Here is a 20,774-nt window from a genome sequence, read left to right as displayed (position 1 = left end):
ATAATGGACGTTTTAGTAAGAATTTGGCAAAAGAAGTCGGTACAACTCTGGACAACGTTGGCGGCTCTGCTATTAATTGTGTATCTTTTACGCGGGTTTATGTCGCAAATTTTGCTGATTGTCATTTTCTCGTTTGTTGCCCACGTGGGTATTAAAAATATTCGAAAGTATCTGCATGTCAATCAACCGCTCGGTACCTTGATTTTTTACTCGGTATTGTTAGCGTTTGCGGCCGTGGTATTTTCTTTCACCGCTTCAATGCTTTATGACCAATTAAAGGGGATCCCCGCGTTGATTGGGCAAGCGATTAACAGCGATGCTTTTAATAACAAATATTTTCAAGGAATCATTAATGAAATTGCAAAAAACACCACGGCGGTTAAGGGCAGCCAGCACCTTGCTATGTCGGGATTGAACCAATTAGGCCGGATTGGGATTGCGGCTGAGCACGTGATGATTGCGTTATTCTTAAGCTTAGTTTTCAACTTAACTTACAACCACTTACGGGAGTTTGGACACGCAATTTTACATAGCCGTTACCAAGGGCTATTTAACCTTGTATATTATTTGTTACGAAAGTACGTCTTAATTTTAGGAACCGTGATTGAGACGCAGCTAATCATTTGTAGCATTAATACCGGACTGATGGTGATTGGTTTATGGATAATTGGGATTCCTAAACTCTTGTTAATGGCCATCATTGTTTTTGTTTTAGGCTTGATACCGGTCGCGGGGGTGTTAATCTCCCTAATTCCGTTGAGTATTGTGGCTTTTTCGGCTAATGGATTGGTTTCAGTAGTCGAAGTGTTAGCGTTAGTGGCGGTAATCCACTTTTTCGAATCGTATTTCCTACATCCTCGACTAATGGCGGGAGCCACGGATTTACCAGTGTTTGTCACCTTCATCACGCTAATCATTGGCGCAAAGATGATTGGAACGTGGGGGTTAATCGTGGGAATTCCTACGGTGGCCTTCTTTATTGATCTGTTAGGAATTAAGATCAAAAGACGCCGGCCAAAGAATCCCAAAGAAGCTATTGAAGAGGAATTTGAATAATTTAAACTAATAGTTTATGGCAAATAAAAGACGGCTAGCTTGTGCGTCTTAACTAATAAACGACTATTATGCCTAAATTGGCATATGGTCGTTTTTTTGTTAAGCGGAACGGGTTGACTTTTGACGCTATTAAAGGCAACCCGTTAAATTTTTTTTATAGTTTCACCCTAAAAAAGGATTTTTTAGTTTTCCCGGGCCACTTTTTTGCGCGTAACTTTGTAAAGGACCCGATACCAGAAGATGTAAATATAAAAATCCACGCTCGTTTGAATCTTTTTGAACAAAAATGAATTATTTTGAACAATTTTGATTGATTTTGGCGAAGAATGGTGATATATTCTTTTAGGGAGTTGATGAAAATGCTTACAGAACTGCGTGAGAAAAACATTTTGCGAATGTTAAAAGAACGTCAATTCGTTAAGGTTAATGAAATTATGCAAGAAAACGACGCTTCTATCTCCACTGTTCGGCGAGATTTAAAACGCCTAGAAGCAGCCGGAAAGTTGAAGAGGATTTATGGAGGAGCTCGTTTAGAAACCAATTTACAAGATGAAACTGATTTTCGAGTAAAGTCCAAACTGAACTTACTAGAAAAGAATGAAATTGGTAAACGGGCCGCGGAGCTTGTCCAAGACAACGAAGTGATTTTTTTGGACGCTGGTACTTCTACCGCTTCAATGATTGCTTATTTAGCGGAACTCAAGGGTTTGCTAGTGGTCACGAATGGCTTATCGATTGCTAGCTTATTGTCTGATTTTGATATAAAGACTTACTTAGTTGGCGGACAGCTAAAAAACAAGACCCGAGCGTTAATCGGCGCTGAAGTGGTCGATCGGTTGCGTACTTTCCGTTTTGACCGCTGCTTTATGGGAACGAACGGAATCGACCGTGTTCAAGGGTTAACCACTCCGGACATTCAGGAAGCGCAAATTAAATCCACGGCAATTGAACAAAGTCGGGACGCATATGTTTTGGCAGACTGTAGTAAATTTGATCAGACTTCTTTTGCAAGGTTTGCTGATTTACAGGACGTAACCATCATTGCTGACGAATGTCCAGAATGGTTAAAAACTGATCAGCAACTAAATTACTTGGAGGTTCAAAAATGATTTATACAGTAACGCTTAATCCCTCAATCGATTACGTAATCAGCTTAGACGAAATGCAAGTTGGGCTAGTTAATCGATTGAAGTCTGCAATTAAGTTTCCTGGGGGAAAGGGGATCAACGTTTCCCGGATTCTTAATGAACTAGATGTGGAAAATACCGCCCTTGGATTTTTAGGGGGATTTACCGGGCAATTTGTGGCCGACGCCTTGACAGAGTTAAAGGTCCATTCCGATTTTGTTGGCATTAAGGAAGATACCCGGATTAATGTGAAAATTCACGCTCAACAAGAAACGGAATTAAATGCGTTGGGGCCTAATATTGACGATGAAGAACTAAGCCAATTCATGGCCAAGTTCGACCAGGTTGGGGCAGGCGACGTAGTGATTTTCTCCGGTAGTGTTCCAGCAAACTTACCACAAACTTTGTACGATGACATTATCAAGAAGATCGGCCAAAATGGAGCAAGCTTCGCGGTTGATACAACAGGACAAGGTTTGTTAGATACGTTGGATAGCCATCCGCTGGTCGTTAAGCCTAACAATCATGAGCTCGGAGATTTATTCGGGGTAAAGCTAACTTCCGATGACCAAATTGAAGAATATGGTAAAAAGCTAATTGAAATGGGCGCTCAAAATGTAATGATTTCAATGGCTGGCGAAGGAGGGATGCTCGTTACTGAGGATCAGGTTTTCCGCAGTTTTGCACCTAAAGGCACCGTTGTTAATTCGGTTGGGGCAGGTGATTCAATGCTTGCTGGATTTGTTGGAGAATTGGTTAAATCCCACGATAAGCAACGGGCCTTTAAACAAGGCTTAGCTTGTGGTAGTGCAACGGCCTTTTCACTAGACATTGCCACCAAAGCTAAGATTGATGAAGTTGCTAACGCAATTGAAATTTTTGAAAAGTGAGGCATGAAGGATGAAAATTAAGGATCTACTCAAACCAAATTTGATGATTCTAGATTTAAAAGCTGATTCAAAAGAAGCAGCGATTAACGAAATGATTGATAAGTACGTGGCTGAAGGAGTCGTTACCGATCGTGCAAAATATCTTAAAGGGATATTAGATCGGGAAGCAGAATCCACCACCGGAATTGGTGATGGGATTGCTATGCCACATGCTAAAACTGATGCGGTTAACCAAGCAGCCGTGTTATTTGCTAAGAGCAGTCAAGGCGTTGATTTTAATGCCTTAGATGGACAACCAGTCCACCTCTTCTTTATGATTGCAGCTCCTGAGGGTGCGAATAACGCCCATTTACAAGCGCTGGCAAAACTTTCCAGTTTGTTAATCAACCCGGACCTAGTTGCGAAGTTGAAAAAAGCGGAAAGTGCTGACGACGTGATTAAATTGTTTGAAGAAGCGGAAGCGGCGAAGGATGCCGAAGATGCTGCAGATACTCAAGAAGAAGCTCCTGCAACGAATGCGGCTCCTGCAACTGAAGAAACTTCAGCAACCCAAAAACCATTTATTGTTGCGGTTTCAGCTTGTCCTAACGGAATTGCCCACACTTACATGGCGGAAGCAGCTTTGAAAAAAGCAGCTAAAGATAAGGGAATCGATATTAAGGTTGAAACTAACGGTTCCGAAGGGGTAAAGCATCGTTTAACTAAGGAAGATATTGAACGTGCAGACGGAGTAATTGTCACCGCCGATAAAAAGGTTGAAATGGCGCGTTTCAATGGGAAACCCTTGCTAAATCGGCCGGTAATTGATGGGATCAACAAAGCTGATGAATTAATTGAAATGGTCGAAAACCATCAGGCAAGCACGTTCCGTGCAAGCCAAGCCGATGGCGATGATGCTGCTGATGAATCTAAGGGCGGTTTTTGGAACGAAGTATATAAGGACTTGATGAACGGAATTTCCCACATGCTACCATTCGTAGTTGGTGGTGGAATTATCATGGCGATTTCGTTCTTTATTGAACGATATACTTCGGCAACCAGCTTATGGTTCACCTTCCCAAACGATATCGGTAATTACGCCTTTTCGTTCTTAATTCCGATTTTAGCTGGGTTTATTGCTCAATCAATTGGTGATTTACCTGCGTTAATGCCCGGGGTAGTTGGTGGTTACATGGCTACCCAATCGGCGGCAAGCATTATGCATACTAATAGTGTTTCAGGTTTCATTGGTGGATTGATCGCTGGTTTTGCGGCTGGTTTAATTGTCAATGCGCTAAAGAAGTTCTTCCGCTTCATTCCTAAATCATTAGAAGGTTTGAAACCGATGCTATTCTACCCAATTGTCAGTTTATTGTTAGTTGGGGCCCTAATGTTCTTCATTATTAACCCGGTATTTGCGGCGGTAAACGCTTGGGTAACTGGTGTTTTGGAAGGCATGGGTACTGGTAATGCAGTCCTCTTAGGAGCTGTCTTAGCCGGAATGATGTCGATTGATATGGGTGGTCCGTTTAATAAAGCGGCTTACGCATTTGCGATTGCGGCCTTTACGTCAACCAAAAATGGTGATCTAATGGCGGCCGTAATGGTAGGTGGGATGGTTCCACCATTAGCAACGGCCATTGCGACAACTTTCTGGCCAAAGAAGTTCACTGAACAAGAACGCGAAGCGGGGATTTCTAACTGGGTATTAGGAATTTCCTTCATTACCGAAGGGGCAATTCCATTTGCTACGGCTGATCCGCTCCGGGTAATCGGCTCAAGTATTGTAGGCTCAGCAATTGGTGGTGGACTAAGTCAGCTTTGGAAAGTTAGCGTTCCTGCACCGCATGGTGGCCTTTGGGTAATTGCGTTAGCGGATCACAAGCTCTTCTACGTCCTATCAGTCTTAATTGGGGCAGTAGTTGCAGGGTTCATTATGGGAATCTGGAAGCCACGGCGCACTACTAATGACTAATAAATATTCATTTTGTGCATAAAAATAGTTAATGCGATAAAGCATATTGTTACAAGGTTTGTAACAATGTGCTTTTTTTGTAACAAAACTGTAACGCTAGCTAAATGTGCTTGAAATTAAGCTTTTTATCAAAAAAGCGGGACAAAAAAATTTGAATTTATTAAGTTTTGTTAAACACCGTATTGAAGGGGTTTATAAGAATTCCTAAAGAAAAATTGAATATCTAATGTATAAATAGTGTTTTCAAAGTTGGCGAAAAATGCTAATATTATAGACGTGCAAAACCAATTATAATTTATTTTGAATAAAGTCGAATGAAATAATATATAAATCGAAAACTTTAAGGAGTGGACAAACTTATAATGGTATCTAAATCTAAATCAAATGCGTCCAAATTATTGCTTGCCGGAGTAGCCGGTGCGGGATTACTTGTTGCTGGCGGTTCACAAGCAGTTGCGCATGCTGATTCTGTGAAAGTTCAAAAGAACGACACAGTTTGGGCACTTTCTCAAAAATACGGAGTTTCCATTAAGAGTATTGAATCCTTGAATAACATTAATCAAAACAGTCACTTGATTTTTGTTGGTCAAGAAATCAATATTCCAGAAAAGAACAACGCCGAACCCAAAACAAGTGTTAGTGACAAAGTAAAGGCTGACTCGGTTACGGTAAAGAGTGGCGACAGTCTTTCAGTAATTGCTCAGCGTTATGGTGTTTCAGTTAACGCTTTAATGCAAGTAAACCACTTGACTAGCTCATTAATTCTTGTGGGACAACAACTTAACATTCCTAGCGGAAATACCGTTTCAACACACAGTACATATGTAGCACCTGCAGCACCAGCAAGTTCAGCTGCTAAGCCACAAGTACAAACTCCAACTTCGCAAGCTACTCAATCAGCAGCTTCCAATAGTGCAGCAGTTTCTTCAGCGGTACAAAGCAGTTCTGCAGCTAGCCAAACTCCAAGTAGTGCAGTTACTTCGAGTGCAGCAAGCTCTGTAGCTCCAAGTTCAGTTGCTCCAAGTAGTGTAGCAACAGCTTCTTCTACTCAAGCAAACAGTGCAGCAAGCCATAGCTACAGCAAACCTGCTTCTGCAGCAAGCAGTGCTTCGGTTGCTACTAATGCAAACCAAGCAGCAAGTTCAGCTGCTCCACAAATTAGTAAGCAACAACAAGCTGCTTCATCAGTGGCACCATCAAGTGCTCCTGCAGCTACAAACCATGTCGCTTCATCAGTAGCACCATCGAGTGCTCCTGCAGCTACAAATCACGTCGCTTCGTCAGTAGCACCATCAAGTGCTCCTGCAACGACTAATCATGTCGCTTCATCGGCAGCACCATCGAGTGCAGCTCCTGCAGCTTCAACAAACCACGTCGCTTCATCAGCGGCACCATCAAGTGCAGCAACTAGCAACGTCCAAAACACAGGATCAGTTACCGGTTTGGCTACTTCGTTAGCTAACAACACCATTCCTTACGTTTGGGGCGGTAAGACACCTGCAGGATTTGACTGCTCTGGTTTTGTATCTTACGTATTCCAACATGCTGCAGGGATTAGCTTACCAAGCTACACCGTAGCAATGGAATCATACGTTAACAAAGAGTCAGTTTCAGCTGCTCAACCAGGTGACTTGTTATTCTGGGGTACTCCAGGGGCAACTTACCACGTTGGTATTTACCTTGGTAACAACCAATACGCAAGTGCACCAACCTTTGGTCAAAACGTTAAAGTACAAACAATTTCATCATACTTCTACCCAAGCTTTGTTGGGAGAGTTAAATAAGATTGACTAACAATCGTCTTCACAAGGCTCCGCTTTTACTAGCGGGGTCTTTTTGTATGTTCTTGTTAGCACGGAATCAATTTTCAATAGTGAAATTTAGCAGGATTGTTGCGCAGGGGGGAGGGGTAGGCAAGTTAAGTGGAGTAGTTAAGCCACATTGCAAGTGGTTAGATATTAAAAAACACCGCTAATTTTGATTTAGCGGTGTTTGAAATTTTAATCCATAATTAACATTGGGATGATTACCGGGTGACGTTCGGTCTGGTCGTACAGGAATTTTTGTAAATCATCAATGATTGCTCGATTAATTGAAGCTTCGTTAGCGTGGGGGTTGCGCATGGCTTGCCGAATCGTGGCAAACATTCGCCGCCGTCCTTCATTAATGAGTTCCCCAGATTCACGCATGTAAACAAACCCACGCGATAATAGATCTGGTCCTGATTCAATCATTTTGGTCTTGAGGTTAATGGTGGCTACGACGACCACTAAACCTTCTTCAGAGAGTAATTGACGATCACGTAAAACGACGTTACCAATGTCGCCAATGCCATTACCATCAACATAGACGTCCCCGGCATTAAAATGACCGCAACGCCGAGCAGAGTCTTTAGTTAAGGCTAAGACGTCCCCGTTGGACATGATAAAGCTATTTTCGAAGGGAATGTCACAGTCGTGAGCTAATTCGGTATGCAATTGAAGCATCCGGTATTCGCCATGGATTGGCATGAAGTATTTAGGTTTCATTAAACGGAGCATTAATTTTTGTTCATCTTGGCCACCGTGTCCAGAAGTGTGGATGTTGTTGACTTTACCATGAATAACTCGTGCTCCGGCTTCTTCCAATTCGTTGATTACGTTATTTACACTGATTGTGTTTCCAGGAATCGGATTACTTGAAAATACAACTGTATCACCAGGTTCAATCGAAATTTGTCGGTGAGTCCCGTTAGCGATTCGGCTTAGGGCGGCCATTGGCTCACCCTGCGAGCCGGTACACATAATCAATACTTTATCAGCGGGGAGGTGCCGGATTTCTTCAGCATTAACCAACGCTTCGTCAGGAATATCTAAGTAGCCTAGTTCACGTCCGTTAACTAACGCTGCTTCCATAGAGCGCCCAAAGACCGCAATTTTACGGCCGTGCTTCAGCGCAGCCTCGGCGGCCATTTGAATCCGGGAAATATTGGAAGCAAAGGTCGCAAAAATGATCCGTCCTTGAACTTCTTCAAAAATTTTACGGATTGATTTACCAACCCAGCGTTCGGATTTGGTAAATTCGTCACGTTCAGCATTCGTACTATCGGACATCAATAACAGTACGCCTTCGTCACCTAACTTAGCCATTTTTTGTAAATTAGGCGGCTGGTGGGTGGTAGGGGTGAGATCGAACTTGAAGTCACCAGTTTCCACAATCACGCCAGAAGGGGTGTGCACCGCTACTCCGAGAGTGTCCGGAATAGAATGGGTGGTCCTAAAAAAGCTTACGCTAGTTTTAGGGAACTTAATCACGGTATCTTCGTTAATTTCGTGAATTTCGGTAGTTTTTAACAATCCGTGCTCTTCAAGTTTGCCCCGGATTAAGGCGGCAGCTAGTGGACTAGCATAGATTGGCACGTTAATTTGTTGTAGTAGAAACGGGATTCCACCAATGTGGTCTTCGTGACCATGGGTGATCACTAAAGCCTTTATTTTTTGTTGGTTTGCGACTAAAAATTGATAATCGGGGATGACGTAATCGATTCCTAAAAGTTCGTCTTCAGGGAATTTGATACCGGCATCTACGACAATAATTTCGTCTTGAAATTGGATTCCATAGGTGTTTTTTCCAATCTCATTTAGACCACCGATTGCATAAACGGCCGTCTCGTTATTTTTTATATTAATCTTACCCATCGCTTAGTACTCCACAAGCTTATAATTTACCCCTTGTTGTTCGTATTCAAGGGCTTTCCCCTCTAAAACTTCAATTTGTTCGAGGTTAAAATCGGGATTGTGGTCTTCGACACGCTTAATTGCTTCTGGTTGAGAGTCAGCTTCAATATATAGTGAGCGAGTGTTCTCCCGACGTGGCATTTCTTTTTTTGATTCTTGATAATAAATTTTAAAGATCATGTTTTTTCCTTCCTTCTTCAATAAAAATGTGTTCCAATAAAAATAAAGTTTTTCCCGTTCAATAAGTTGTATTACTACAACGCATCTTAGAATATTTTATCACAGCGGTACTTATAAGTATAGAATTAGGGTTTTGAAAGGACGGACGTTCAATGAAATTAATCATTTTGGGATTGTTGCTTGTGCTGGTAGTGTTAGCGCTAATGGTTTATATAAAACGGCGTAGGGTTTCGAAAGCAGCGACGATTGTCCGTAACTCAGGCGAAACCATCGTTGATGAGGCCATGGGATTCGTGGCTGAGCAAATGCGTTCTCAGGGTTTTGTATTGGTTACTAAGCGCGGTACGTCTGTAGCAGACGTTTGGGGACAGGCAGTTGTGGGGTTTAACTATAAGATTAAACTTAACGACCAGGGCAATTTTAGAGATGTAGGTGACCGAATTGATTATTGGCTAACACAGTATTGTCAAAGGAAAGATTTAATGGAAGACCAAGAACCGATGTTGCGTGTTTCAGATTTATGGGCAAACAAAAACATTTTAGAGGTTGATGTAGTTTACCTGATTAACGAGCAAACTAAAAATTACTTAAAGGACTTAAGCAAATTATAGAAAATAAAAAGACGCAGGGCTTCTCCTAAAATAATGGAGAAACCTGCGTCTTTTGTCATTCTTATGATCTTTAACCAATCAAAATGGCGTTGTCGTCAATTGAAAATGGATCCTTTTTGTTAATGTGATCATAGAATAGGGTTCCCTTAAGGTGATCGATTTCATGTTGACATACGATTGCGGGGTAATCACGTAGTTTTATGGTTTTTTCTTCACCCTCAACGTTTTGGTACCGAATGGTGATTCGGTCGTAGCGGGGAACGTAGCCAGGGACTTCTTTGTCTACTGAAAGGCAACCTTCACCTTCGTCGAGTGCAGCAACTTGAACGGACTGACTGACGATAACCGGATTTACGAGGGTTTCTTCAAAGATAATCTCGTCATCTGGTCCAGGAACTAAAACTGAGGCCATTTGGATTGATAGGCCAATTTGGGGAGCCGCCAAACCAACGCCCGCTCGTAAATGATATTTTTGAGCGATTTTAGGATCTTGGCTGTTTTTTAGGTATTCCATCATTTCGTCAGCAACTTTAAGATACTTGGGATCGAGAGGAAAAGTCAGCTTTTCGGCCCGTTTGCGCAAAACTGGATTACCATCTCGCGTGATATCATTCATTTTAATCAAGATAAAAACCTCCAATTTGTCTGATATTAAGTATAATATAGATTAAAGAGAATACAAAATAAATCTTTAGTGAGGTAGCATTGTGGGAATTAAGGAAAATTTTAGCTATCCGTTGGACGAACGGTGGAACGTTCAAGAGATTACGGATGTAGTAGATTTCTTTACTAAAATTGAAGAAAGCTATCAAAAGGGCGTTAAAAAGCAAACGTTAAAGAACGCCTATGACAAATTTCGGCAAGTGGTTCCGAATAAAAGTGAAGAGAAACGAATTTATCGTGAATTTGAACAAAATTCAGGAATGCAGCCGTTTCAAGCAGTTAAACAACTTCGTGATGAAGGTGTAAAAATTATTAAGGTGACCGAAAATGGATATCACTAAAACCCAATTAGAACAAATTGATCAACAAATTTGTGATTTTTTGCGGCAGGACCGCCGATTTATTTTAGAACAAATGCAAAAACATTATGCGGTTGGACAAAAAACGGGGCGGCGTGATTTAGTAACTTCGCTAGATAAAGAAAACCAGCAAAGGATCATTGCCTTCTTAGAACCGTTATTGCAGCCAGCTAAAATATTGGCAGAAGAGACTGAACATCAAATCACTGATTCTACTGGTTTAGTGTGGGTAATCGATCCGATCGATGGTACCATGAACTTTGTAAAACAGGGTGAAGACTTTGCCGTAATGGTTGCGTTGTATGAGGACGGACACCCGATTTTGGGCTATATTTATGACGTGATGCGTGACCGATTGCTGCACGGAGGACCAGGACTGGGTGCCGCCTATTGTAACGAAATGAAACTAACCTCGCCAGAAAATCTGCCGTTAGCAGAGGGGTTGGTAGGGCTAAGCGGGCCGATGTTAATTGCAAATAAATTTAATTTTCAAACAATTGAGTCACAAAGCTTAGGTTCACGGGTCTTAGGAAGTGCGGGGATTGAATTTAGCCGGGTGATTTTAGGTAAGCAAGTCGGCTATGTATCCACGCTTAAGCCATGGGATTTTGCGGCTGGAAACGCTTTAGCGACGGTGTTGGGGCTCATGGTTGACCGTGTTGACGGAAGCCCACTTAATATGCTAAAATCGGGCGTTGTACTAGTTGCTACGAAAAAGGCATTTGCTACTATAATGAACATAGTAAAATGAGCTTGTGCTGTGACCGAACAATGAGTCACAGGTTTTTTTATGTAAAGCCATTGCAAAACGAAAGGGAGAAACAAATTTTGAAATTAAGAGACGATATTAGAAATATTGCGATTATTGCTCACGTTGACCACGGTAAAACAACGTTAGTTAATGAATTGTTAAAACAATCGGACACGTTAGATGAACACGTTCAAATCGAAGATCGGGCGTTAGACTCCAACGCAATCGAAAAGGAACGTGGAATCACCATTCTTTCTAAGAATACGGCTGTTCGTTATGGCGACAAGCAAATTAATATCTTAGATACTCCAGGACATGCGGACTTCGGTGGTGAAGTAGAACGGATCATGCGCATGGTTGACGGGGTCTTGTTAGTTGTAGACGCATTTGAAGGTACCATGCCGCAAACCCGGTTCGTATTGAAGAAAGCTTTGGAACAACACCTAACTCCGATCGTGGTAGTTAACAAAATCGACCGCCCCGGTGCTCGTCCTGAAGAAGTAGTTGACGAGGTTTTGGACTTGTTCATTGAACTTGGTGCTGACGAAGATCAACTTGAATTCCCAGTGGTTTACGCTTCAGCTTTGAACGGAACTTCAAGCTTCTCCTCAGATCCTGCAGAACAAGAACACACGATGAAACCAATTTTTGACACGATTGTGAAGACCATTCCTGCTCCGGAAGATACTTCTGAACAACCACTTCAATTCCAAGTAGCAATGCTTGATTATAACGATTTCGTGGGTCGGATCGGAATTGGTCGGGTATTCCGCGGTACCATTAAGGTTGGCGATAGCGTTACCGTAATGAAGTTGGATGGTAGTAAGAAGAACTTCCGGGTTACTAAGCTATTTGGTTACTTTGGCTTGAAACGGCTGGAAATTAAGGAAGCTAAGGCCGGTGATTTAATTGCCGTTTCCGGGATGGAAGACATTTTCGTTGGGGAAACCGTTGCAGATGCCGAACACCCAGAAGCATTGCCAGTTTTGCGGATTGACGAACCAACTTTGCAAATGACCTTCAGAACTAACGATTCGCCTTTTGCTGGTCGGGAAGGAAAATTTGTTACTTCACGTCAATTGGAACAACGTTTGAAGCAAGAATTGCATACAGACGTTTCCTTACGAGTTGACGATACTGATGATCCCGGTGCTTGGGTGGTTTCTGGCCGTGGGGAACTACATCTTTCAATCTTGATTGAAATGCTTCGTCGCGAAGGCTACGAACTACAAGTTTCTCGTCCAGAAGTTATCCTTAAAGAAGTTGACGGTAAGATGTGCGAACCGTTTGAATCAGTTCAAATTGATACTCCTGATGAATATACTGGTTCAGTTATCGATTCACTTTCACAACGTAAAGGTGAAATGAAAAACATGGAATCAACCGGAAACGGACAAACTCGGTTAACTTTCTTAGCTCCTTCACGCGGATTAATCGGGTACTCAACCGAATTCCTTTCAATGACTCGGGGATACGGAATTATGAACCATACTTTCCAAGAATATCTACCAGTGATTAAGAATTGGAACCCAGGTCGTCGTAACGGTACTTTGGTATCCATTAACTCAGGTAAGGTAACCACATACGCAATCATGGCAATCCAAGATCGCGGGGTAATCTTTACTGACGCCGGAACCGAAGTATACGAAGGAATGATCGTTGGTCAAAACAGCCGGGAAAATGATATTTCAGTAAATATCACCCGGGGACGGAACCAAACTAACGTCCGGGCTGCTGGTTCTGAAGATATTGCTAAGGTTAAAGCACCATTACACATGACGCTTGAAGAATCCCTTGAATTCTTAAATGAAGATGAATACTGTGAAGTTACACCAGAAAATATTCGTCTCCGTAAGCAAATCTTAAATACTAACGAACGTGAAAAAGCGGCTAAGAAACGTAAAATGGCTGCTAAAAAATAATGAATATTAGGTTTACGTAAACACGTTAGAAAATAACGCTGTTTAAGTTCTTCTTAAGAAGGGGTCGGGAAAAATTTTCTCGGCCTCTTTTTAATTTTCCGGGGAAAATATAGGATATAATAGAACAGTATTATTAGGATAAAGGTGGATAACAATGCAAAGCATTATCAATTGGCTGCCGCAAAAACTAAAGCGGCGGCTTCCAGACCTAGATTTATGGGTCGTTTTTCCATACGTGTTGCTAAGTATTTTTGGGATCATTATGGTATATTCGGCCAGTGCAGACTACTATATTCAAAATGGGATTAGCGCTAAAAGCTATTTGCTGAAGCAGGCGGTGTGGGTAGCCGTTGGATTTGTGATTACCTTGCTAGTCTTTTTGATGAACAAAAAAGTTTTTCGAAACAAGAAAATTTTGATGTTCGCATTTGTGGCGCTATTTTTGGCGTCAGTATACTTAATTTTCTTTGGCCCTAACACTAACGGAGCCACTGGTTGGATTTATATTGGTTCGTTTGGGATTCAGCCGGCTGAGTACTTAAAACTGTTCATCATTCTTTACTTAGCTAATATCTTGTCGTTGCACCAGCACCGCATGGAATTAGGTGACGAGATTTCAGCGAAGACGACCTGGAGCCCGGCCGTTATTGTATTCGGACTAATCGTATTAAACTTTTTGGAACACGATTTAGGGGGTTCCACAATTAACGCAGCGATTGCAATTGTGCTATTCTTGGCAGCCGGGAAAAATTATCGGCAAAGTGTTGCAATAATTTTTGCGGGTTTGGCAGTCTTTTTTGGGTTGTTGACGACGGTAGCTTCTAAAATTGACGTCAACACCTCCAATTACATGCTGCAAAGGTTGGTCGGCTTTGCACACCCGTTTGAGCTATCCAAAGGAGCCGGAAACCAATTAGTTAATTCTTATTACGCGCTCGGTAATGGTGGGATATTTGGCGTTGGCTTAGGAAATAGTATCCAGAAAAAGGGATACTTGCCAGAAGCAAATACCGACTTCATCATGTCCGTGGTAGCTGAAGAGTTAGGGTTAATTATGGTGATTATCATTATTTCGGTGCTCTTCGTGATTATTTTCCGGGCAATTATCTTAGGTACCAAGTCAAACCGGATGTACGATACGTTAATTTGCTACGGAATTGCGACTTATTTAGTAGTTCAAACCTTTTTCAACGTTGGTGGAATTACCGGCTTGATCCCGATTACAGGGGTAACTTTTCCCTTTATTAGCTACGGGGGGTCGAGTATGATTGTTTTATCTGCCACCATTGGCGTTTTGTTAAATATTAGTGCTTCACAAAAAAGAAGCCAAAGAATAGAGCAAAGGGAAGCAAAATAAATGGAGATAACTGAACGGCAAAGCATCGTAATTTTCTTTAGTCACCTAAAAAAAGTTACGGCTTTGAAGAAGCTAGGGGATATTAATTATTTGTCCAAAGAAATGCATTACTTGATTTTGTATGTTAACCGAGCTGACGCAGCGGAAACGCTGAAAAAAATCCGCAGTTTTAATTTTGTGCGTACGGCGTATATTTCACCACGCGCTGATTTGCGAGTCAACTACGATGAGGACTATACGATAACAGAGGAAGATGAACAATGAGAATTATTTCTGGTGATTTTGGCGGCCGACGGTTAAAGGCGGTCCCAGGGATGAAAACCCGGCCCACGACTGATAAAATTAAGGAAAATGTATTTAACATTATCGGGCCATATTTTACCGGTGGCGCCGTTTTAGACATGTATGCTGGTAGCGGCGGTCTCGCTATCGAGGCGGTCTCGCGGGGCATGGAACAAGCAACCTTGATTGATAAACAAATGGCGGCAATTAAGACTATTCGGGATAATGTACAGGTAACGAAACATCCGGAGCAGTTTCAGATAATTAAGGGTGATACCAAAAAGGTGATTCATAATTTAGCGAAGCAAGCGGTATCGTATAACATGGTCTTTTTTGACCCGCCATACGCATTGCAAACCATCGCCCAAGATATTGTGTCCCTGATGGAGCTAGATTTACTTGCTAAAGACGTCACCATTGTCTGTGAAACTAGTGAAGAAGTCGAATTGCCCGACCAAATTGGCTGGTTAGCTAAAACACGCGAGCAACGTTACGGTATTACTAAGATTGTTATCTACAAGGCGGGTAGCTAGATAAAATATTTTAAGTAAGGAAGCAAAACATAATGACGAAGGCACTTTATGCGGGAAGTTTTGACCCGGTTACTAACGGACACGTGGACTTGATTCGCCGTGCTGCGCGAATCTTTGACGAACTGGTGGTAGTGGTCGCTATTAATACCAATAAGCAGCCGTTATTTTCTCCTCAAGAGCGGGTTAACTTGTTGACGATGGCGATGCAGGACTTGGAGAACGTGAGCTTTACCACGTCTAAAGGGTTGACGGTGGATACTTTTAAAGAATTAAATGCGGACGTTTTGGTACGTGGCGTTCGGAACGCCGCCGACCTTGATTTTGAGACACAAGTCGCACAAATGAACCAATTTTTGGCTGAACAAGTTGAAACCGTCTTTTTGCCAGCTGATCCTAAATGGAACTTTACCTCTTCAAGTTTAATTAAAGAAGTGGTGAAAATGGGTGGTAGCATCCACGGGTTAGTACCGGAAGCAGTGGAGCTACAGCTTAAAAGTCGACTAAAAAATAAATAAACTAAAGACTGGAAGAAATTCCGGTCTTTTTTTGTATATATAGTTGAGGAGGGGTGAAAATGTGGGAAGAAATTTGGGAAAAATACCAAAAACCAATTATAATAGGAAGCATCTTGATGGCGGCTATTTTGTTAGTTGTTAGTTTGCTACGGCCGAAGAATAATGTGCAGTCCCCACAAGAAAGCTCAGAAGTGATGATGGCGGGTTCGGAAGCTCAATCTAGCTCTGTAACTAGCAACCCTTCGACTGATAGTGTTCAAAAATCAGCTAGGAAGCAGAAGTTAATGGTGGACGTAAAGGGTGCGGTTAAAAAACCGGGAGTTTATGAAGTAAAACCGGGGATGCGGGTCGTCGACGGAATTGAACTGGCTGGCGGATTGACTGAATCTGCGGACCGCAAAAACATTAATATGGCTTTACAATTAAGTGACCAACAGGTAGTGTACATACCCATTAAAGGAGAAATTAAGGACTTTGACCCTAAGCAGTTAATGGGAACCGCTGGCAATGCTGGAAATGAAAGCCTGGCAAGTTCTTCATCGGCTGGTGAGTTAGTAAACATCAATACGGCTGATAAAAATGCTTTGTTAACGTTAAACGGGATTGGAGATAAAAAGGCGGATCAGATTATTAGCTATCGGGAAGAACAGGGTGGCTTTAAAACCATCGATGATTTAAAGCAGGTTCAAGGAATTGGTGATAAAATTTTTGCAGGTTTAAAGGATTCAATTACGGTTTAAAAAGGATGGTTAAAATGGATAAAAGAATTGATTGGGACCAATATTTCATGACACAGGCACTATTATTATCGCTACGGAGCACATGCAAACGGCTTTCTGTCGGAGCAATTATTGTCCGCGACCGGCGCGTAATTGCTGGAGGATATAACGGATCGGTTAGCGGCGACGTGCATTGCTTAGACGAAGGATGTTACTTAGTTGATGGCCATTGCGTGCGGACAATTCATGCTGAAATGAACGCGGTGTTGCAATGCTCTAAATTTGGCGTGGCAACTGACGGAGCGGAGATTTACGTTACCGACTTTCCGTGTCTGCAATGTACCAAAATGCTTTTACAAACGGGCATCGTGAAAATTAATTATTTACGAAACTATAATAACGACCCTTATGCAGTAGCACTTTTGAAACGTAAAAATGTTGCCGTTAAGCAAATTAAGTTTACGGACGAAGATTTAGCTAAAATCGATGTCAAAACTTTATTAAAGGATGGAAAGTAGTAGTTCTTTAATTTGGGCAACGGTGACGATCTTTTTGCTGGCGGGATATGTTTTTACTCGTTCAATAGTTTTTTTAGTATTGCTATTTGTTTGGTTTGGCCGGGTTTGTTGGTTGCGACAGCTTTTCCCATTGGTACAAGTTGTGACGTTGGGATTGCTTTTTGGGTGGCATTTTAGTCACGTGAGTCATTTTATCGGGCAACATCAGAAAAGTTATGAAAATGTGCGGATAATCTTAAACGTGCACCCTGATGAGGTCAAAATTCGAGAAGATGGGATCAGCATCCGAGCGTTTAATAATAATTTTGATCACCAAGGAGTTCAGGCTTTTATCCCACTGGAGTCTCCCAAATTACAGCAAAGCTTCCAAAATAATTCGCAAGATTTACAACTAGAAGTTGCGGGAAATCTGGGGCCGTTAGCGCAACCAACCAACGTGAACCAATTTGATTTTCGCCGCATTATGTACGGTAAAAAGGTTTACTATAACTTAAACAAGACGCAGCTGATCAATGTTCGACAACTCCCCTTAAAGAGTTACCAAGCATGGATGCACCACTGGCGGAAGAAGTTATTAGACCGCTGTCAGCAGTTTGCAGAACCGCTGCGTAGTTATTGCGCGGGAATCATTTTGGGCGAGCAGACCGATTTTCTAAAAGAAAATAGTGAAAAACTGCGTAATTTAGGGATTATTCACTTATTTTGTATTTCGGGATTACACGTTTTTTACTTCATCAAGTTGATTGAAAAAATAGGAATCTTGTTGCGAATTGATCGGGAGACTTTGTTTACCATACAAATGGTAGTTTTACCGGTTTATTTCGTGCTTGGAGGGGGAAGTACAAGCCTTTTTCGGGCAGTCACGCTAGTTTTAATTAAGCTGGTGGCACAACGACTACGGTTGAATTTTAGGGGTGGCATAGAGGCTTGGTGCATAGTTTTATTGATTAATCTATGGCTGAATCCATTCGTGCTGCTTCAAATGGGTGGTCAGCTAAGTTACTTGCTATCTCTAGTTTTGATTAGTCAAAGTACCACTAGCAGTTTAAAAATTTCATTTAAACTATTTTTGGTAGAAATACCGATTATCCTCTTTTCGATGTACAAAATCCACCTTTTGACGGTTCTTTTTAATTTACTATGCGTACCGCTTTTTTCAAGCTTAGTGATCCCGGCTGTTTTAATAGCTTTTTGTTTCCCACTCACTGCCAGCGTGATTAATCAGGTGATTATCGGGGTAGAGTGGGGATTGCAACGGTTAGATCAGCTTCCGGGACTTTTACTAACCGGAAAGCCTAGTCGCTGGTTGGTGATGTTTCTTTTAGTGATTGCACTTAAAATTGTATCCACGGATGCACAGACCTTGAAGAAACGACTTTTTAAAGTTTATTGGTTAACTTGGATAGCGACGGGAGTTTATTTTCGTTTACTGCCTTTTGGAGAGGTTACGTTCTTTGACGTCGGTCAAGGAGACAGTATTTTAATTCGGGAGCCTTTTAACCGATCGGTAACCATGGTGGACACGGGTGGTAAGTTACGGTTTGGCTCCCGGCAAAAGCAGACTTCTACAATTGCTAAGAATAGTTCAATTAATTATTTACAAAGCATTGGCATTAGTAAGATTGATACACTTTGTTTGACCCACCAAGACGTTGACCATATTGGAGAAGCAAAGGCGGTTTTGCAAAATTTAAAGGTCCAACAGCTGCTCTTTCCCGCCGGGGTAGAAAAAACGGATAACTTCCGTTACCAAATTTTGCCCTATCTCCACCAAACCCGGATCGTTGAGGTATTAAAAGGTGCTCAAGTTTCCCGACTACCGCTGCAAATTTTATATCCGGAACGGCTGGGGAAGGGTGCAAACGAAGATTCTTTAGTGCTGGAAGGTAAATTTGGCGGAAAAAGAATTTTATTGACTGGTGATTTAGATATTAGTGGTGAACAGAAACTACTACAAAATCCAGAATTGGTTGGTAAGGTGGATATTTTTAAATTGGGACACCATGGCAGCAAGACTGCTAATTCGCCTGAATTGTTATCCGCAATTTCCCCTAAACTAACGGTCGTTTCGGCGGGACGAAATAACCGGTACGGCCATCCAAATGCGGAAGTGATTGAGCGCCTGCAACGGTTACGAATTCCGGTCGTTTCTACCCAAGATTACGGGATGATTTCTTATAGATATTTTTTCAATGGTATGGGAAGATGGAAGGTAGGAATTGATAAAAAAGGAAGCATTGTTCAATGAAACTTACTGATTTAAAAAAGGATGTTGCTAAAGGTAACCTTCAGCCAATCTATTTGATTGAAGGGCCGGATAACTACATTCAAAACGCAGCCAAAAAAATACTAACCGCGCTAATCCCAGAAGACCAGCAAGTGATGAATGTTGGAACGTACGACTTAGAAAATACCGATTTAGGCTTGTTATTAGACGATGCGCAATCCTCGCCATTTTTTGGGGACTATCGGCTGGTGATTGCTAATAATCCGGTTTTTCTAACTGGTGAAAAAACTAAAGTTAAGTTTAATTTGGACGGCTTAATTAATTACTTGAAGCAACCCGAACCCACGACTATTTTAGTGTTTGCTGCTAAATATGAGAAATTGGATGGCCGGAAAAAAATCGTCAAAGATTTGAAAAAGCAGGCCACCGTTATTGACGCTAACCCGCCTAAAGAGGCTGATACTCGGCAGTTAATTCAACAGTTTGTTAACGAGCGTCAAATTCAAATTGCCAGCCCGGCAGTCGAAGAATTGATTTTACGAACGGGAAATAATTTAGCGCAAGTGATTAATGAATTGGAAAAATTGACCGTTTACGCAGCGGATTCGAAGCACATTGACCTAGAGGCGGTACAAAAACTCGTTCCCAAAAGTCTGACCCAAAATGTTTTTGATTTGATTAAGGTGTTGATGAAGGGGGATGTGCGACAGTCGATTGCAGACTATTCCGTCTTGTTGCTTAACCAAGAACAACCATTGCGAATTAACGCCGCCTTAGTTAGTCAATTTCGGTTACTCTTACAGGTTAAAATTTTAACGGAACGGGGATTTTCTCAAGGTAAACTTGCTCAAGAATTAAAGGTCCATCCGTACCGAATTAAATTAGCTATGCAGGCGGTGCGCCAATTTGATATGGCTAGCCTCAAACGTGCTTTTCTCGGATTGCTTGATTTAGAAGAGCAATTAAAAACAACCCAAAGACCCCCACAGGAACTCTTTGAGTTGTTTCTAGTTAAATTTAAAAATGGATGGCAATAAAAAAACACCGGATCACCGGTGCTTTTTTATTTAGCAAGCATTTTTGCTAAGCGAGACTTCTTACGTCCAGCGTTGTTAGCCTTGATAAGACCCTTTGTTTTAGCACGGTCAATACGGCTGTAAGCTGTGTTTAAAAGTTCATTAGCGTTTTCAGCGTTGTTCTTAGCAGCAATTTCAAATGCTTTGATGCTGGTACGCATTGCGCTCAATTGCGAACGGTTGCGAGCAGCAGCTTTTTCGTTTGTACGAACACGTTTCATTGCAGATTTGATAACTGGCATATTATTCACCTCCAGAGTATGCTTAATACAACAGTAGTATTATACAGAAAGTACGTTATTAATGCAATGCTCGAAT

Annotated in this window: 21 protein-coding genes; 17 read left to right on the top strand and 4 right to left on the bottom strand. The window is 41.7% G+C overall.

The genetic code is table 11. The features are described from left to right. The first annotated feature begins 3 nt into the window (after positions 1-3). From NL111_RS06355 to NL111_RS06335, 5 genes are all read left to right on the top strand, one after another. On the top strand, positions 4-1,056 hold the full coding sequence (locus NL111_RS06355; RefSeq protein WP_002830493.1) for an AI-2E family transporter: 1,053 nt from the start codon (positions 4-6) through the stop codon (positions 1,054-1,056). Positions 1,057-1,415: 359 nt separating this feature from the next. Beyond that, the gene (locus NL111_RS06350) at positions 1,416-2,165 is read left to right on the top strand and encodes a DeoR/GlpR family DNA-binding transcription regulator (RefSeq protein ID WP_002831974.1); all 750 of its coding nucleotides are present in this window, start codon (positions 1,416-1,418) and stop codon (positions 2,163-2,165) included. Continuing rightward, positions 2,162-3,073: a 1-phosphofructokinase gene (gene pfkB / locus NL111_RS06345; RefSeq protein ID WP_058121260.1), complete on the top strand. Its 912-nt coding sequence runs from the start codon at positions 2,162-2,164 to the stop codon at positions 3,071-3,073. Before NL111_RS06350 ends, pfkB begins: the two co-directional genes overlap by 4 nt. Positions 3,074-3,083: 10 nt before the next feature. Beyond that, entirely contained in the window at positions 3,084-5,027 is a 1,944-nt protein-coding gene (locus tag NL111_RS06340; protein ID WP_270515329.1) for a PTS fructose transporter subunit IIABC, read from the top strand. A gap of 362 nt (positions 5,028-5,389) precedes the next feature. Beyond that, entirely contained in the window at positions 5,390-6,811 is a 1,422-nt protein-coding gene (locus NL111_RS06335) for a C40 family peptidase (RefSeq protein WP_285110064.1), read from the top strand. A 216-nt stretch (positions 6,812-7,027) separates the two neighbouring features. Here NL111_RS06335 and rnjA read toward each other — a convergent pair whose 3' ends face one another. Together rnjA and NL111_RS06325 are read right to left on the bottom strand one after the other, a co-directional pair. Continuing rightward, complete coding sequence (rnjA, locus tag NL111_RS06330) at positions 7,028-8,704, bottom strand: ribonuclease J1 (protein ID WP_002830488.1); 1,677 nt, start codon at positions 8,702-8,704, stop codon at positions 7,028-7,030. Positions 8,705-8,707: 3 nt separating this feature from the next. Continuing rightward, positions 8,708-8,923, bottom strand: a complete 216-nt coding sequence (locus NL111_RS06325) for a DNA-directed RNA polymerase subunit epsilon (RefSeq protein ID WP_002830487.1) — start codon at positions 8,921-8,923, stop codon at positions 8,708-8,710. Between the two features lie 152 nt (positions 8,924-9,075). Here NL111_RS06325 and NL111_RS06320 point away from each other — a divergent pair, with 152 nt between their 5' ends. Beyond that, positions 9,076-9,534: a hypothetical protein gene (locus tag NL111_RS06320; protein WP_002830485.1), complete on the top strand. Its 459-nt coding sequence runs from the start codon at positions 9,076-9,078 to the stop codon at positions 9,532-9,534. Positions 9,535-9,604: 70 nt separating this feature from the next. Here NL111_RS06320 and def read toward each other — a convergent pair whose 3' ends face one another. After that, on the bottom strand, positions 9,605-10,159 hold the full coding sequence (gene def, locus NL111_RS06315; RefSeq protein WP_002830484.1) for a peptide deformylase: 555 nt from the start codon (positions 10,157-10,159) through the stop codon (positions 9,605-9,607). A gap of 82 nt (positions 10,160-10,241) precedes the next feature. Between def and NL111_RS06310 the strand changes: the two genes are divergently transcribed. From NL111_RS06310 to holA, 11 genes are all read left to right on the top strand, one after another. Continuing rightward, positions 10,242-10,538: a UPF0223 family protein gene (locus NL111_RS06310; RefSeq protein ID WP_002830483.1), complete on the top strand. Its 297-nt coding sequence runs from the start codon at positions 10,242-10,244 to the stop codon at positions 10,536-10,538. Further along, a complete protein-coding gene (locus NL111_RS06305; RefSeq protein ID WP_159207742.1) occupies positions 10,525-11,307 on the top strand; it encodes an inositol monophosphatase family protein in 783 nt (260 codons plus the stop codon). The genes NL111_RS06310 and NL111_RS06305 overlap by 14 nt, the downstream gene beginning before the upstream one ends. A gap of 77 nt (positions 11,308-11,384) precedes the next feature. Then, the gene (gene typA, locus NL111_RS06300; protein WP_270515320.1) at positions 11,385-13,229 is read left to right on the top strand and encodes a translational GTPase TypA; all 1,845 of its coding nucleotides are present in this window, start codon (positions 11,385-11,387) and stop codon (positions 13,227-13,229) included. Between the two features lie 154 nt (positions 13,230-13,383). Then, a complete protein-coding gene (locus NL111_RS06295) occupies positions 13,384-14,586 on the top strand; it encodes an FtsW/RodA/SpoVE family cell cycle protein (protein WP_002831960.1) in 1,203 nt (400 codons plus the stop codon). Continuing rightward, positions 14,587-14,850, top strand: a complete 264-nt coding sequence (locus tag NL111_RS06290) for a YlbG family protein (protein ID WP_002830479.1) — start codon at positions 14,587-14,589, stop codon at positions 14,848-14,850. Continuing rightward, a complete protein-coding gene (rsmD, locus tag NL111_RS06285) occupies positions 14,847-15,401 on the top strand; it encodes a 16S rRNA (guanine(966)-N(2))-methyltransferase RsmD (protein ID WP_002831958.1) in 555 nt (184 codons plus the stop codon). The genes NL111_RS06290 and rsmD overlap by 4 nt, the downstream gene beginning before the upstream one ends. Positions 15,402-15,433: 32 nt before the next feature. Then, positions 15,434-15,916, top strand: a complete 483-nt coding sequence (gene coaD / locus NL111_RS06280; RefSeq protein ID WP_002831957.1) for a pantetheine-phosphate adenylyltransferase — start codon at positions 15,434-15,436, stop codon at positions 15,914-15,916. A gap of 59 nt (positions 15,917-15,975) precedes the next feature. Next, positions 15,976-16,656, top strand: a complete 681-nt coding sequence (locus NL111_RS06275) for a helix-hairpin-helix domain-containing protein (RefSeq protein WP_119179097.1) — start codon at positions 15,976-15,978, stop codon at positions 16,654-16,656. 14 nt (positions 16,657-16,670) lie between these two features. Then, positions 16,671-17,153, top strand: a complete 483-nt coding sequence (locus NL111_RS06270) for a ComE operon protein 2 (protein WP_002830474.1) — start codon at positions 16,671-16,673, stop codon at positions 17,151-17,153. Next, complete coding sequence (locus NL111_RS06265; RefSeq protein WP_285110062.1) at positions 17,143-19,401, top strand: DNA internalization-related competence protein ComEC/Rec2; 2,259 nt, start codon at positions 17,143-17,145, stop codon at positions 19,399-19,401. Before NL111_RS06270 ends, NL111_RS06265 begins: the two co-directional genes overlap by 11 nt. Next, on the top strand, positions 19,398-20,417 hold the full coding sequence (gene holA / locus NL111_RS06260) for a DNA polymerase III subunit delta (RefSeq protein ID WP_270515315.1): 1,020 nt from the start codon (positions 19,398-19,400) through the stop codon (positions 20,415-20,417). The genes NL111_RS06265 and holA overlap by 4 nt, the downstream gene beginning before the upstream one ends. Positions 20,418-20,443: 26 nt before the next feature. On the opposite strand, the gene rpsT is transcribed toward holA, so the two are convergent. Continuing rightward, a complete protein-coding gene (gene rpsT / locus NL111_RS06255) occupies positions 20,444-20,698 on the bottom strand; it encodes a 30S ribosomal protein S20 (protein WP_002830471.1) in 255 nt (84 codons plus the stop codon). Positions 20,699-20,774: the final 76 nt, after the last annotated feature.

The organism is Pediococcus sp. AC40 (genome assembly GCF_030252485.1).
GTDB lineage: Bacteria > Bacillota > Bacilli > Lactobacillales > Lactobacillaceae > Pediococcus > Pediococcus acidilactici.
This window is presented reverse-complemented; position numbering and strand designations above follow the sequence as displayed.

Bases quoted from the DNA above. Each gene is read 5' to 3' on its own strand.
- NL111_RS06355 (WP_002830493.1), top strand. From the start codon at position 4: ATGGACGTTTTAGTAAGAATTTGGCAAAAGAAGTCGGTACAACTCTGG.
- NL111_RS06350 (WP_002831974.1), top strand. From the start codon at position 1,416: ATGCTTACAGAACTGCGTGAGAAAAACATTTTGCGAATGTTAAAAGAA.
- pfkB (WP_058121260.1), top strand. From the start codon at position 2,162: ATGATTTATACAGTAACGCTTAATCCCTCAATCGATTACGTAATCAGC.
- NL111_RS06340 (WP_270515329.1), top strand. From the start codon at position 3,084: ATGAAAATTAAGGATCTACTCAAACCAAATTTGATGATTCTAGATTTA.
- NL111_RS06335 (WP_285110064.1), top strand. From the start codon at position 5,390: ATGGTATCTAAATCTAAATCAAATGCGTCCAAATTATTGCTTGCCGGA.
- rnjA (WP_002830488.1), bottom strand. From the start codon at position 8,704: ATGGGTAAGATTAATATAAAAAATAACGAGACGGCCGTTTATGCAATC.
- NL111_RS06325 (WP_002830487.1), bottom strand. From the start codon at position 8,923: ATGATCTTTAAAATTTATTATCAAGAATCAAAAAAAGAAATGCCACGT.
- NL111_RS06320 (WP_002830485.1), top strand. From the start codon at position 9,076: ATGAAATTAATCATTTTGGGATTGTTGCTTGTGCTGGTAGTGTTAGCG.
- NL111_RS06305 (WP_159207742.1), top strand. From the start codon at position 10,525: ATGGATATCACTAAAACCCAATTAGAACAAATTGATCAACAAATTTGT.
- NL111_RS06295 (WP_002831960.1), top strand. From the start codon at position 13,384: ATGCAAAGCATTATCAATTGGCTGCCGCAAAAACTAAAGCGGCGGCTT.
- NL111_RS06290 (WP_002830479.1), top strand. From the start codon at position 14,587: ATGGAGATAACTGAACGGCAAAGCATCGTAATTTTCTTTAGTCACCTA.
- rsmD (WP_002831958.1), top strand. From the start codon at position 14,847: ATGAGAATTATTTCTGGTGATTTTGGCGGCCGACGGTTAAAGGCGGTC.
- coaD (WP_002831957.1), top strand. From the start codon at position 15,434: ATGACGAAGGCACTTTATGCGGGAAGTTTTGACCCGGTTACTAACGGA.
- NL111_RS06275 (WP_119179097.1), top strand. From the start codon at position 15,976: ATGTGGGAAGAAATTTGGGAAAAATACCAAAAACCAATTATAATAGGA.
- NL111_RS06270 (WP_002830474.1), top strand. From the start codon at position 16,671: ATGGATAAAAGAATTGATTGGGACCAATATTTCATGACACAGGCACTA.
- NL111_RS06265 (WP_285110062.1), top strand. From the start codon at position 17,143: ATGGAAAGTAGTAGTTCTTTAATTTGGGCAACGGTGACGATCTTTTTG.
- holA (WP_270515315.1), top strand. From the start codon at position 19,398: ATGAAACTTACTGATTTAAAAAAGGATGTTGCTAAAGGTAACCTTCAG.
- rpsT (WP_002830471.1), bottom strand. From the start codon at position 20,698: ATGCCAGTTATCAAATCTGCAATGAAACGTGTTCGTACAAACGAAAAA.